This is a genomic window from Oceanobacter sp. 4_MG-2023 (assembly GCF_030689165.1).
Classification (GTDB): domain Bacteria; phylum Pseudomonadota; class Gammaproteobacteria; order Pseudomonadales; family Oceanobacteraceae; genus Oceanobacter.
The window spans coordinates 36,533-50,727 of sequence record NZ_JAUYVV010000017.1 but is presented as its reverse complement, the minus strand read 5'-3'; the positions used below and the strand labels follow the sequence as shown (position 1 = coordinate 50,727).

The window sequence follows — 14,195 nt, the reverse complement described above, 5'->3', positions numbered from 1 at the left end:
AACTAGCTCGGTGCGCCTGGGGCGCACCAGCCGTTATACCCCATTTTTATGTGCCGCTGCTGTGTTTGGCAGCAGCGGAACGGCTTCGCTTGTGCTGCAACAGGCATAACGAAGCGAATCAAACGAACAAACGACTGTGAATTAACGAGGATAGCGCGATGTGTGGAATCGTAGGTCTGTATCTGAAAAATCCGGCGCTGGAGAGCCAGCTCGGTGCCCTGTTTGAACCCATGCTGATCGCGATGACCGATCGTGGTCCGGACAGTGCCGGCTTTGCTATTTACGGTGACGAAGTCGCCGATGGCATCAAGTTGACCCTGCGTCACGAAGATGTCAATTACGACTGGGAAGCGCTGGCTGAAGCCGCTCGTGCAGAACTGAATGCTGAAGTCAGCTGGTTCCAGAATGCTACGGTTGCTGTCTTCAAGATGCACACGGATGCCGCCACTGCGACTGCCTTTGTTGAGCAACACGCACCGGAAGTGCTGATCCTCAGCGCCGGTCATTCGATCGAAATTCTGAAAGAAGTGGGTCTGCCGGAAGTGATTACCGAAACCTTCAACCTGAAAGGCATGAAGGGTACACACATCATCGGGCACACCCGTATGGCAACTGAATCTGCCGTCACCATGGCTGGTTCGCACCCGTTCTCAACCGGTGAAGATTTGTGTCTGGTACACAACGGATCGCTGTCTAACCACAACCGTCTGCGTCTGGAACTGGAGCGTGAAGGTATCCGCTTTGAAACTGAAAACGACTCGGAAGTGGCCGCTGGCTATCTGACGCGCCGCCTGCAACTGGGCGACACCCTCAATCAGGCGCTGGAAAACGCGATGAAGGATCTTGATGGTTTCTTCACCTTCACCATCGGAACACGTAACGGTTTTGCGGTTACCCGCGATCCGATCGCTTGCAAGCCTGCCGTCCTGGCCGAGACCGAAGACTACGTTGCCATGGCGTCTGAGTATCAGGCACTGACGACACTGCCTGGCATCGAGAACGCCAAGGTCTGGGAGCCGGAAGCGGCCAAAATTTATGTCTGGGAACGTGCCTGAGCACGCGAGCTGCCAACGGCAAATACGAGGAATCTCATATGAAAACATTTGATCTGGCCACCACCTCGCTGCGCGATATCAATCAGGCGCTGCATGAACAGGCGGTTGAATGCACCGAACGCGAATGGAAAATCACCGGCGCCAAGGGCGATCACAATCTGGTCTGTGGTCTCGACCAGGCGCTGAGTGTGGATATTGAAGGCCATGCTGGCTACTACTGTGCCGGCATGAACAAGAAAGCCCACGTTGTGGTACACGGCAATGTCGGGCAGGGCGTAGCAGAAAACATGATGTCCGGTTCCGTCCGGGTCAAGGGTGAAGCTTCCCAATCCGCTGGCGCAACCGCCCACGGTGGCATGCTGGTGATTGAAGGCAACGCCGGTGCCCGTTGTGGTATCTCCATGAAAGGTGTGGAAATCGTCGTCAAAGGCAGTGTGGGTCACATGAGCTGCTTTATGGGTCAGGCCGGTGCACTGGTTGTTTGTGGTGATGCCGGGGATGCCCTGGGTGATTCATTGTACGAAACCAAAATCTTTGTCAAAGGCAGCGTGGCGTCTCTGGGAGCCGACTGCATTGAGAAAGAAATGCGTCAGGAACATCTCGATTACCTGACCGATTTGCTCAACCGTGCCGGGATCGATGAAGATCCAGCCAGCTTCAAGCGCTACGGCTCAGCCCGTCAGCTGTATAACTTTAAAGTCGATAACGTCAGTGCCTACTGATCACGCAGCCAGGAGAGAGTGATATGAGCGATAAAGATCTGAAAGTGAACCCTGGACTGCGTGAGTCTGCGACGTTTGACGCGTTGACCATGCAGGAAATCCGCCGCGCAGCAGACACCGGTATCTACGATATCCGTGGTTTTGGTGCCAAGCGCAAATTGCCGCATTTTGATGACCTGTTGTTCCTCGGTGCCAGCATGTCCCGCTACCCGCTGGAAGGCTACCGCGAGAAGTGCAACACCCAGGTCACACTGGGCACCCGTTATGCCAAGAAGCCGATCGTGATTGAAACACCGGTCACCATCGCCGGTATGAGCTTTGGCGCACTGTCTGCCAATGCCAAGGAAGCGTTGGGACGGGGTGCTTCTGAAGTCGGTACCACCACCACGACCGGTGACGGCGGCATGACACCGGAAGAGCGCGGTCAGTCCACCAAACTGGTGTATCAGTACCTGCCTTCCCGTTACGGCATGAACCCGGACGACCTGCGTAAAGCCGATGCCATCGAAGTGGTATTGGGCCAGGGCGCCAAGCCTGGCGGCGGCGGTATGTTGCTGGGTCAGAAAATTACCGACCGTGTTGCGAAAATGCGTACCTTGCCGATGGGCGTGGATCAGCGTTCCGCCTGTCGCCACCCGGACTGGACTGGCCCGGACGATCTGGCCATCAAGATTCTGGAACTGCGTGAAATCACCGACTGGCAAGTGCCGATCTACATCAAGGTCGGTGCAACCCGGACTTACTACGACGTCAAACTGGCTGTCAAAGCCGGTGCCGATGTGATCGTGGTCGACGGCATGCAAGGTGGTACGGCGGCGACTCAGGAAGTGTTTATCGAACACGTGGGTATTCCGACCATGGCCGCGATTCCGCAAGCCGTACAGGCACTGCAGGAAATGGGCATGCACCGCAAGGTACAGCTGATTGTTTCCGGTGGTATCCGTAACGGTGCCGACGTCGCCAAGTGTATGGCACTGGGTGCCGATGCGGTGGCGATTGGTACTGCGGCTCTGATTGCCCTGGGTTGTAACCATCCGAAGTGGGACGAAGAGTTCAAGAAAATCGGTTCTGCAGCGGGTTATTACGACGACTATCACGAAGGTAAAGACCCTGCCGGTATTTCTACCCAGGACCCTGAGCTGATGAAGCGTCTGGATCCGGCTACTGCTGGTCATCGTCTGGCTAACTACCTGCGCGTGCTGACGCTGGAAGCCCAGACCCTGGCACGTGCTTGCGGTAAAAGCGATCTGCGTAACCTGGAGCCAGAAGATCTGGTTGCCCTGACGGTAGAATCTGCCGCCATGGCACGGGTGCCACTGGCTGGTACCAGCTGGATTCCTGGACAAGGCTACTAAGGCCATCACCAGCCTGATTACCCAACCCGGCTGGTCTGGTTCGACTGATTGAGCGCACCGACAACAGGGCGCATCGCCGCTAGCGGCGAGCTGGTACGCAGCGGTATCGGGTAGTCACCGCGCGTACCAACACAACTCGCAGCGTCAGGCTCGGATATACTCCGGGCTGCCGCGCGCAGCTGTGTGAATACAACCATTGAATTGATCAGCGAAGCGACTGATTTCGCAGGCTTTGTGCGGCTTGAAACTCCATAAAAGCCATGACTGATACAAGCCAACAGAGGAGCAGAACCATGCCTCGTAACAACGAAAAAATTGAATACGTACTAAAAACCACCTGCCCGGCGGGTAGTGGCATTGTCGCTGCAGTTTCCAGCTTTTTGTCCGGCAATGGCTGCTATCTCAGCGAGCAGTCCCAGTTCGATGACCAGGACAGCGGTAACTTCTTCATGCGCACTCGTTTTCACTTTGAAGGCGATGATCAGTGCGATGCCGTAAGAACCGGTTTTGTTGAAGTGGCCGAGCGTTTTGGCATGACCTGGAGCCTGAACAGTGTGTGTTCACCAATCAGGACGCTGATCATGGTGTCCAAGGCTGACCACTGTCTGAGCGATTTGCTGTACCGCAAAAACAAGGGTGAGCTGAATATGGAAATCACCGCTGTGGTTTCCAATCACCAGGATTTGCGACCAATGGCAGAACGCGAAGGCATTCGCTTTATTCACCTGCCAGTGACGAAAGAGAACAAGCCGCAGCAAGAACAGGCGCTGATCGACATCGTCAACGAAACCAACACCGAGCTGGTAGTACTTGCCCGTTACATGCAAATCCTGTCCAACACCCTGTGTGCGGAGCTGGCCGGTAAAGCGATCAATATTCACCACTCGTTCCTGCCCGGCTTCAAGGGTGCTCGGCCGTATTACCAGGCTTATGACCGGGGTGTGAAACTGATTGGTGCGACCGCGCACTATGTAACCTCCGATCTGGACGAAGGCCCGATCATCGAGCAATCCGTACAGCCAGTGGATCACACCATGGGCCCGGAAAAGCTGACTGCCGCTGGACGGGATACCGAAACCGTCGCTCTGGCCCGTGCTGTCAAACTGCACACCGAACACCGTGTGTTTGTTGATGGTAACAAAACCGTCGTTTTCAAATAGGAGCACAACATGGCTACTCGAATCGACGGAAAAGTTATCTCGGCGCAAGTGCTGGACGAGGTCGCCACGGATGCGGCGGCCTTTCTTGAAGACTACGGCATCAAGCCTGGTCTGGCCGTGGTGCTGGTCGGGGAAGACCCGGCCAGTCAGGTCTATGTGCGCAACAAGATTGCCCGTGCGACCGAATCCGGACTGAACTCGATCGAGCATCGTCTGCCGATCGATACCACCCAGGAAACCCTGAACCAGCTGGTGGCCGCATTGAATGTGGACCCGGCGGTACACGGTATTCTGGTACAGCTGCCATTGCCGGTCCATCTGGATGAAGAGCAGATTATTGCTGCGATCAGCCCGGAAAAAGACGTTGACGGGTTTCACCCGGTCAACGTCGGTGCGCTCAGTGTGGGCAAGGAATCTCTGGTTCCCTGTACGCCCCAGGGCTGCATGATCATGATCGGGAAAGTGCTGGGTGACGATCTCAGTGGCAAGCACGCGGTTGTGGTTGGCCGTTCCAACATTGTTGGCAAGCCGATGGCTGCACTGCTGTTGCAAGCCAACTGCACGGTGACGGTGGTGCATTCACGCACCAACAATCCACAAGCGCTGGCGCAGCAGGCCGATATTCTGGTTGCGGCAGTGGGTCGCCCGGAAATGATCGGTGCCGACTGGGTCAAGCCTGGCGCGACCGTGATTGATGTCGGTATCAACGTGATTGAGCGTAACGGCCAGCGCAAGCTGGTAGGGGATGTCGACTACGCCGCGGTTGAACCGGTGGCTGCTGCCATTACGCCGGTTCCAGGTGGTGTTGGCCCAATGACCATTGCCTGCCTGATGAAAAACACCCTGACAGCCGCCAGACGCCTGATGTCTGACGAACTCTAGTAAACGGGAGCAAGGCCATGCCTTTTGCACTTCTTAAATACGGGCTGAACAACGATTATCCGTTTGAAAAAGACGCGGACTTGCCTGCACCGACTGCCCTCAAGCGTCGTTACGACGTGGTAATTATCGGTGGCGGCGGGCATGGTGTTGCCACGGCTTATTACCTGGCCAAATACCATGGCATTACCAATGTAGCCGTGCTGGAAAAAGGCTATCTGGGGGGAGGGAACACCGCCCGTAACACAGCGGTGATCCGTTCCAACTACCTCACCTCCGACGGGGTGAGGTTTTACAGTGAGTCGGTAAAACTGTTCCAGGAATTATCGAACGAATTCAACTTCAACATCATGTACTCCAAGCGGGGTCAGTTGACGTTGGCACACACCGACTCGGCTATTCGTGGCTTTCGCCAGCGTACCGAAGTCAACAAACACTTTGGCGGCAAGACCGAGCTGATTGATCCACAACAGATCCGTGAGCTGGTGCCTACGCTGAACATGAACCCCGGGCACCAACCGGTGCTGGGGGGCTTGTGGCATATGGATGGCGCGACCGCCCGTCACGATGCCGTGGCCTGGGGCTACGCCAAGGGTGCCACCCAGCGTGGCGTCGAATTGCATCAGCTGACCGAAGTCACCGATATCATCGTGGATGACGCTTCGGGTACCGTCACCGGCGTCAAGGTCAAGCAGGGCAGCGCTGAGCAAATCATTGAGTGTGGCTGCGCGGTACAGGCCGTTGCAGGGCACAGCTCCTTGCTGGCCGAAAAAGCCGGTTTCCGGTTACCGATTGTGTCTTACCCGCTGCAAGCGATGGTGACCCAGCCGGTCAAGCCTTTCCTCAATCCATTGGTCAGCTCTCCAGCTTTCCACTGCTACGTCCAGCAAACCGGTCGTGGCGAACTGGTCTTTGGTGGTGGATCGGATCCGTACCCGCTCTATAACACCCGTTCCAGTCTGGAACTGAAAGAGCAGCTGCTGGCACACGCTGTCGAGCTGTTTCCTTTTATGGCCAATCTCAAGCTGATGCGACAGTGGGCCGGACTGACGGACATGACCTCAGACTACAGCCCGATCATGGGGTTGAGCCCGGTCAAGAACTACTACCTCGATGCCGGTTGGGGCACCTGGGGCTTCAAGTCCACCCCGATTTGCGGCAAGACCATGGCCGAACTGGTCGCCAGTGGCGGCAAGGTTCCTGACCTGATCAAACCGTTTGGCGTTGAGCGTTTCAGCGAATTCCGCCAGGTGAACGAAATGGGCGCTACCGCTGCCTCACACTAACCACTGTTAGATGGCGTACAACGCACGTGTTTTTAATTCAGCTGCCGCCGAAGGGCAAGATGATCCTGTCTTTCGGTAAAACAGCCAATTCAGTGCCGGTTGCGCCTCTGATAATGAAGATAACGCGGTTGGCCAATACCTGGTATCGGCCAACCGGAAACCGCTTGCAGGGTGCGCATCACGCATCAGATTGTGGATAAAACACAGTCGCCATAACACAGAACTAATCGGCGTCAGACGTCTGACCCCAGGCGTCCGGCAACATAGGTGAGATATGAAAATCATGCCCTGCCCGTTAAACGGGCCACGCAATATCAGCGAATTTGTATATGGCGGCGAAGTCACTCCGCTGCCAAGCGTTGAATCTGCCCCCGACAAGGCCTGGGCAGAACACACCTTTTACGCCTACAACGGCACGGGTGTGGCCCGCGAATGGTGGTATCACACACCATCGGGTTACTGGTTTGTCGCCGAGCGCCATCGTGTGAGCGATGAAATTTTACGTACTTACGATCCATCCGAATTGCCATCGGATGAGTCAACGCCTGACGGGGAGACTTGCTGATGAATTCCGTTGCATCTACACCATCGACTGCCCTCTCACAACGGCTGGCAGCCCCCATGGGGCTGCTGCTGGATCGCAGTGAAACCGTCCAGTTCCGTTTTGAGGGACAGCCCGTTATCGGCTACAAGGGCGACACCATTGGCAGCGCCTTGCTGGGTAATAACTACTGGATGTGGTCGCGCTCGTTCAAGTACCACCGCGCCCGAGGCCCGCTCACCATGTCGGCGCACGATGCCAACAGCCTGGTGCAGATCCAGGGTGAGCCCAATGTGCTGGCCGACAAAATGGCGGCCGCCAACGATTTGCAAGTAACCGGTCAAAACGTCAACGGCACGCTGGCGAAAGACAAGGACGCGATTCTGGGTCACTTCGGCCGCTTTATGCCGGTGGGCTTTTACTATCGGGCGTTCTACAAGCCCAAGGGTGTATGGGACTGGTGGGAAAAACAGATCCGCGAAAAAGCCGGACTGGGTATTGCTGACCTGAAATTCACCCCGGAATATTACGACAAGGCCTACCGCTTCTACGATGTGGTAGTGGTCGGTTCTGGCCCGGCGGGCATGACCGCCGCCCTGACTGCCGCTGACGCGGGTGTCGAGGTGCTGTTGCTGGAAGAACATTCAGTACTGGGCGGCTCGCTGACCTATGCTGACTTCAGTGATCTGGATGACCCGGAAGCACTGCGTCAGCAGCTGATCAGCAAGGTCACGCAGCACGACAAGATCACCGTGATGACCGACTCGGTCTGTAACGCCTGGTTTGTCGACAACTGGCTGCCAGTGCTGCACGGCAAACGCTTGTACAAGATCCGTGCAAAAGAATGCATCATGACCACTGGCAGCTACGAGCAGCATGTGGTGTTCCGTGGCAATGACTTGCCCGGTGTGGTGATGTGCAGTGCAGCCATGCGGATGATGAAACTCTACGCCATCAAGCCTGGCCAGAGTGCCGTGGTCGTCACCGGCAACGACGATGGTTATCTGACCGCGCTGGCGCTGGTGGCCCAAGGGGTCGAAGTCAAGGCGCTGGTGGATATGCGCGGCGGCGTCGATGACCCGACCGGCACGGATTCGGTCGAAACCAAAAACCTGATTTTCCGCGCCCAGCAGGCCGGTATCGCCCTGCGTTTTGGCCAGACCCTGTATGAAGCCTTTGGTAAAGAACACGTCGAAGCGGTTGAGATTCGCGCTATTCGTGGTCGCGGCAAAGTGGCGGATAACGGCGATCTGTTGCGTTGTGATCTGGTCTGTATGTCGTCGGGTTATATGCCTGCCTATCAGCTGTTATGCCAGGCCGGTGGCCAGCTGAGCTACGATGAAGAGCGTGCCGAGTTCGCGATCCGCCATCTGCCGGAACATCTGCACATTGCCGGTTCTGTCAACGGCAAGCACAGCATTGGTGCGGTGATCAAGGACGCCGAATATGCCGCTGCAACAGCATTGGCGTTATTGGGACAGCCATTGGCAACGGCACCGGAAGCGGTTGAATGCAGTCGCAAGGTTAACTACGACTGGCCGATTTTCCCGCACCCGAAAGGCAAGGACTTTGTTGATTACGACGAAGACCTGCAAAGCAAGGACATCGTCAATGCCACCCGTATGGGTTACCGCGATGTGCAGCTGGTAAAACGCTTTTCAACCGTTGGGATGGGGCCATCCCAGGGGCGTCATTCGGCATTGCCGACCGCTCGACTGGTCGCGCAATCGACCAACCGCAGCATCACCGAAACCGGTGTGACGACGGCCCGGCCGCCGCTGACTCCGGAAAAACTGGCCTACCTGGCCGGGCGGGGTTTTGATCCGTATCGCCAGACCGCCATGCATCATCGTCACCTGGAACTGGGTGCCAAAATGATTCCGGCAGGCGCCTGGGCACGGCCAGCGTTTTATCCGCCGCAAGGCAGTTTGTTGAGCGGCAGTGCGGCCAGCCCGCTGATTCCGCGCAGCCGCAAGATCCGTAACACCGCCATCGAAGCCGAAGCCCTGCACGTTCGTAACCATGTCGGTCTGATTGATGTGTCGACGCTGGGTGGTATCGAGCTGCGCGGCCCGGATGCCGCCGAGCTGATGAACCGGATTTACACTTTTGGCTTCCTCAAGCAACCGGTGGGCAAAACCCGCTATGCGGTACTGACCAGTGATCAGGGTGTGGTAGTGGATGACGGTGTTGCCTGCCGTTTTGCTGACGACTGCTTCTATGTGACAGCCACCACCACCGGGGTTGATGCGGTTTATCGCCTGATGACGTTCTGGAATACCCAGTGGCGTCTGGATGTCGATATCACCAACGTCACTTCTGCCTTTGCGGCCGTTAACCTGGCCGGGCCAGACAGCCGCAAGGTTCTGGAGCAGTTGACCGATCTGGATCTGAGCAAGGAAGGTTTTCCTTACCTGGCGTGCCGGGAAGGTGAAATCCGTATTCCTGTTGATGGCAAGGCTGACCAGACCATTCCGGCCCGCCTGTTGCGCGTCGGTTTTGTTGGCGAACTGGGCTATGAAATCCACGTTCCGAGCCGTTACGGCGAAGTCCTGTGGGATGTCTTGATGCAGGCCGGTGCCGCGTTTGATATCAAGCCGTTCGGGGTCGAAACCCAGCGTCTGCTGCGACTCGAAAAAGGCCATATCATCATCAGTCAGGACACCGATGGCATGAGCCACCCGGGAGAACTGGGGCTGGATTGGGCGGTGAGTAAAAACAAGCCGTACTTCAATGGCTGTCGGGCCGTGGATATCGTGATGAAGCGTCCACAAAGCCGCAAACTGGTGGGCTTCAAGCTGCCGGCCAATTTGGTGGCTGCAGGCAAAAAACCGGAAGAAGGGCACCTGGTTCTGGCGACGTCGGCGACCGAGGCCGATATCACCGGTAACGTCACCTCCTGTGAATACTCGCCCACGGTGGGCGCCATTATTGGTATGGCGTACGCCGGAGTGCATCAGAGTGAAGTCGGTGCGCGTTTGCCGATTCGGGTGAACGGTGAAATCGTCACTGCTGAAGTGGTTGCTCTGCCGTTTTACGATGCCGAGCAAGCCCGCCAGGATATGTAATGGCTGGCCTCGTTGGTAATACATGTGGGTAATGGTGGTTGCAGCGGCGTGGGTATCACGCCTGCAACAACCGGCGGCAGCGTATCTCAGAGCGGCTGCCAGAATCTAATGACCGAGTGGCGTGAAACAGCCGTCACAGGAGAGAACCATGTCTGAACTCTATCAAACTGACATTTCCGCTCATGTTGAATGGGCCGATGCTGAACTGGCGCGCAGTGGCTGTTACCGCCGCAGTGCCGGTGCCCGTCGGGTCGAGACTGCTGCCGGAGCGTCGGTGATCGCACAAGTGGATAGCGGCGATGTCCAGCGGGCCGCCAAAGCCGGCGTGCTGGAATTATCAATGCTGCCACGGACAGGCTATCGTGGCACCACGACCACCGATTTGCTGGCGGCTAACAAACTGCCGATTCCCGCACGTCCGAACACCGCCGCAAGCAGTGCTAATGGCGAATGCGTGTTGCGCCTGAGCCAGAAAGAATACTGGCTGCTGGCTAGCCCGGCAGACCTGGGTGCAGCCGTGATGGCATTGCCGACCACGGGTGCGGAGACTCCGGATCATTGTTATCCGTTGTTCTGTATGGACTCCCATGCCTGGCTGATGCTGACCGGTGAACACCTGTCCAATATCATGTCCAAGCTGAGTGGGGTGGATATGCGTGAGTCGGTATTCCCCGTCGGCAGCATTGCCCAAACCTCTATCGCGCGTATCAACGCCATTATGGTTCGCCAGCAAATCAACGGTTTGCCGGTGATGTCCATTCTTTGCGATACCGCTTCCAGTGACTACCTCTGGACGGCATTGATGGATGCGGTGCAGGAATTTGAGGGCGGCGCCGTCGGCCTCGATGTCTTGCGCTGAATCTGGATGTTTCTGCTGATGGCCTGGCTGCGGTGCCTTGTACCGCCGCCGGGTCATTGGTTTTTCAATGATGGCTACAACAGGAGTTGTACACAATGGGTTGGATTTATTTGTTGATCGCTGGTGGCCTTGAATGTTTATGGGCGATTGGACTGAAACAGAGTGACGGTTTTTCAAAGTTGTGGCCATCGGTCATTACCGTGCTGCTGATTATTGCCAGCATGTCGATATTGTCGCTGGCCATGCGCACCATTCCGATGGGCACCGCGTACGCGGTCTGGGCCGGTATTGGTACCGCGTCTATTGCCTTGGTGGGTATTCTGTTTATGAACGAACCCGGCGGCATTTTGCGGCTGGCGTGTATCGGCCTGATTGTGCTGGGCGTGGTTGGATTAAAGCTGGTGGAAGGTAGCGCTGGCTGAGCCGCCTGTATCTGATTCTTGTCTATCGGGTTGAATGGCTGGTTCCGGAGATAATAGCGACCTGATCACTGTGTTTTGCCGGGGCGTCGATTTGGAAGCAGCAGGCTGAGTAGCGTAACTGGGTCTCGAAAACAGGATTCTGTGTCGCACGGACCAAGCAGTCCGATGATTACTGTATCATTATATGCGAGAGGAATGTTGATCGAGCAAATGCAGTGTTTACGTATAATTTTAACAGTAATTCATTCTCTATCCTGATTATTGATGATCACCGCATGTTTGCCGAGGCGATGGTCAGCCTGTTCAGTAAGCATTGGCCAAGCGCGACAATCCGTTGTGTTCATTCTGCTGAGCAAGGTTTGGAACAGGTATTGGCATCTTCCTGGCAACTGGTATTGCTGGATCTGGGGTTGCCGGATAGCGATGGGCTGAAGTTGTTACAACAGCTTCGCCAGCAGGATACTCAGGTTGCGGTACTGGTGTGTACCGGTGAAAGTCGGGGTGCTGTACTGACTCGGGTGCTGAATGCCGGTGCCTCGGGTCTGATCACCAAAAACCAGTCTACCGACGATATCTTGCTGGCGGTTCGGAGAGTGCTGCAAGGTGAGCGCTATCTGGCTCCCGAGGTGATGGCCGCATCGACACCTCATCCGGCGGATCTGCTCAGCGAGCGCCAGTTGGCGATTCTGACGCTGATGCAGGCGGGTTATGCGACCCAGCAGATTGCCGAGCAGTTGTTCCTGAGTCCCAATACGGTAAAAACACATATTCGGCTGATGTTTGACAAGCTGGGAGTGAATAACCGTATCGAGTGCCTGCGTGCGGCGCACCAGCATGGATATCTTTAAGCGGTATCTGTCTCCTGGTGACAGTCGGCGTTTTGCAGGGCCGCTTTCAATTGTGCGGTTTCGATCGGTTTATGCAGTAATGGGTAGCCCGTCTGGGTGAGCTGTTTGACCCGTTGTGGGGTGGTGTTGCCGGTCATTATGATAATCGCCGGAGTGTAAGGCAGCTGGTGCCGCAACGTCGCCAGGATCTGTTCAAAATTACCATCATCTGTCAATGAATCATCGCTGATGACGACGTCAGGCAAGCATGCTGGCTGATCCAGTTGTTGCTTCAGGTTCGTCAGGCTCTGGGCGATCCACACATCACAGTCCCAGCTCACCAGCAGCAGGGACAGAGCATCCAGAATGTCTTTCTGATCATCCACTAACAATATTTTCAGGCCATTCAGGCGGCAATGCGGCGCTTCTTCTGTGTTGGCCTCTGGCGGCTTGAAGGGGGCTGGCCGGGTGCGAGGGAATATCAGGGAAAAACAGCTGCCTTGTCCTTGTCTGGAGTCGAGCTGTAGTGGAACCTGCTGTAATTGACAGAGACGTTTGACAATGGCGAGACCCAGTCCAAGGCCTTTCTGATGAAGGCGGCCAGGGTTGTCCAATTGTACAAACTCTTCAAATATGGTGTGTTGATGCTCGAGAGAAATACCCATACCGGTATCCTCAACGTTGATTTGCACCTGCTGCTCTCGCGCGATAACACGCACAAGAATACCTCCATCAAGGGTGTACTGCACGGCATTGGCCAATAGATTCTTGAGTATCTGGAAGGTCATAGACCGATCGCACCAGATCGACACTTCAGCATCACATTCGATATCCAGATGCAGGTTTTTGCGTTGTGCCAAGGGCAAAAAGACGATGCGCAGTTCGTCCAGTAACGTGGCTACATCGGTGGCCTGCGGTCGTAATGGCGTCACCCCGGCATCCAGTCTGGAAACATCGAGCAAATGATTGAGCAGTTCATTGGTGGCTTTCAGGCTGGTGCCCAGGCGCTCAAAGAGTGGCTGTTGCTGGGGGGCAAGCCTGGCTGGGTCGATGGTGCTCCAATACAGCGAGGCCGCTTGTAGAGGCTGGCGAATATCGTGACTGGCGGCAGCAAGAAAGCGGGTTTTGGCCTTGTTGGCCTGTTCGATCTTTTGTTTGGACTGCTCTAGCTCCAGCCTGAGCGCCAAGGTATGGATCTGGGTTTTGAACATGGCGTAACTGAAACCGACCAGGGACACCCATACCGCTGGTGCCATGATCTTGTGCAGCCAGGTGCCATCCAGCTCCATTGTCGCCAGGTGCAGGCCAAATGCTCCCAGTACCGGGGTCAGAAAGGTGATGTACACATCCGGATACAGCCCCATGGTCATGGACGGGGTGGCGGAGACAATGGTGACCAGCAGCAGCATCGAAAAGATTTGCACCAGTGAAGCATCGGCCAAAAACAACAAGGGCAAGGCCGCCCATTGGAAGCCCCATAGCAGTGCCAGATACAGGTTCGCCATATGCCATCGGTGGATCGAACGCCGTTGCTGTTGTTGGTTCGGGTCGGGCCGATGGCCGATACGGGTTTTATGGTAGTGGCGGATAATCAGCCAGGAGTTCAGTCCTGCCAACAGGTTCATACCGAACCAGGTGCACAACTCTGTGGTACTGGCGGACTGCATGAACAACAGGCCAACCACCACCGCGGCGACCAGGGTGGCCGCCATTCTTGGGCCGACTTCGCGCATAAACAGGTGATGGCGTTCCCATTGTATTTTGTCGGCGAGGGGGTGGTGGGCAAATCCGAGATGGCTCAGTTTTTCGAACAGGGCTGAGAGGTACTCTGATAAGGCGTTACTCATGTTGGGTTCCTGTATCCATGGCGTTTACAGAATATCTCAGGCCGTTGGCGGTTGATAAAAAGCCCGCGGTCATTGGAGCCAGACGGTGCTGGTGATTATTTTACAGCGACATCCACATCATACTGATACCGCTGACCGAAGCATGGACAGTACACATTAAAAAAATGCCAGATT

At 56.0% G+C, this 14,195-nt stretch carries 12 protein-coding genes; 11 read left to right on the top strand and 1 reads right to left on the bottom strand.

The features are described from left to right. Positions 1-158 precede the first annotated feature (158 nt). The 11 genes from Q8W24_RS12390 to Q8W24_RS12340 all read left to right on the top strand — a co-directional run bounded on the left by Q8W24_RS12390 (position 159) and on the right by Q8W24_RS12340 (position 12,195). Entirely contained in the window at positions 159-1,055 is an 897-nt protein-coding gene (locus Q8W24_RS12390; protein WP_303432851.1) for a glutamine amidotransferase family protein, read from the top strand. Between the two features lie 38 nt (positions 1,056-1,093). Next, entirely contained in the window at positions 1,094-1,777 is a 684-nt protein-coding gene (locus tag Q8W24_RS12385) for a protein glxC (RefSeq protein WP_303432852.1), read from the top strand. Between the two features lie 23 nt (positions 1,778-1,800). Beyond that, the gene (locus Q8W24_RS12380; RefSeq protein ID WP_305452872.1) at positions 1,801-3,132 is read left to right on the top strand and encodes an FMN-binding glutamate synthase family protein; all 1,332 of its coding nucleotides are present in this window, start codon (positions 1,801-1,803) and stop codon (positions 3,130-3,132) included. A 293-nt stretch (positions 3,133-3,425) separates the two neighbouring features. Next, positions 3,426-4,292 carry a formyltetrahydrofolate deformylase gene (gene purU / locus Q8W24_RS12375; RefSeq protein ID WP_305475486.1) on the top strand — a complete coding sequence of 289 codons (867 nt, stop codon included), beginning with the start codon at positions 3,426-3,428 and terminating at the stop codon, positions 4,290-4,292. 9 nt (positions 4,293-4,301) lie between these two features. Then, entirely contained in the window at positions 4,302-5,174 is an 873-nt protein-coding gene (locus Q8W24_RS12370) for a bifunctional 5,10-methylenetetrahydrofolate dehydrogenase/5,10-methenyltetrahydrofolate cyclohydrolase (RefSeq protein WP_305475485.1), read from the top strand. Between the two features lie 17 nt (positions 5,175-5,191). After that, positions 5,192-6,457: an FAD-dependent oxidoreductase gene (locus Q8W24_RS12365; RefSeq protein WP_303432856.1), complete on the top strand. Its 1,266-nt coding sequence runs from the start codon at positions 5,192-5,194 to the stop codon at positions 6,455-6,457. Between the two features lie 274 nt (positions 6,458-6,731). After that, complete coding sequence (locus tag Q8W24_RS12360) at positions 6,732-7,022, top strand: sarcosine oxidase subunit delta (RefSeq protein WP_303432857.1); 291 nt, start codon at positions 6,732-6,734, stop codon at positions 7,020-7,022. Beyond that, positions 7,022-10,066, top strand: coding sequence for a 2Fe-2S iron-sulfur cluster-binding protein (locus Q8W24_RS12355; protein ID WP_305475484.1), 3,045 nt, complete (start codon positions 7,022-7,024; stop codon positions 10,064-10,066). Before Q8W24_RS12360 ends, Q8W24_RS12355 begins: the two co-directional genes overlap by 1 nt. A 148-nt stretch (positions 10,067-10,214) precedes the next feature. Next, on the top strand, positions 10,215-10,925 hold the full coding sequence (locus Q8W24_RS12350; RefSeq protein WP_305475483.1) for a hypothetical protein: 711 nt from the start codon (positions 10,215-10,217) through the stop codon (positions 10,923-10,925). Positions 10,926-11,020: 95 nt separating this feature from the next. Further along, positions 11,021-11,347: a multidrug efflux SMR transporter gene (locus Q8W24_RS12345; protein ID WP_303432860.1), complete on the top strand. Its 327-nt coding sequence runs from the start codon at positions 11,021-11,023 to the stop codon at positions 11,345-11,347. Positions 11,348-11,562: 215 nt separating this feature from the next. After that, entirely contained in the window at positions 11,563-12,195 is a 633-nt protein-coding gene (locus Q8W24_RS12340; RefSeq protein ID WP_303432861.1) for a response regulator transcription factor, read from the top strand. Here Q8W24_RS12340 and Q8W24_RS12335 read toward each other — a convergent pair. Then, complete coding sequence (locus Q8W24_RS12335) at positions 12,192-14,021, bottom strand: hybrid sensor histidine kinase/response regulator (RefSeq protein WP_303432862.1); 1,830 nt, start codon at positions 14,019-14,021, stop codon at positions 12,192-12,194. The two genes, Q8W24_RS12340 and Q8W24_RS12335, sit on opposite strands and share 4 nt — an antisense overlap. Positions 14,022-14,195 lie beyond the last annotated feature (174 nt).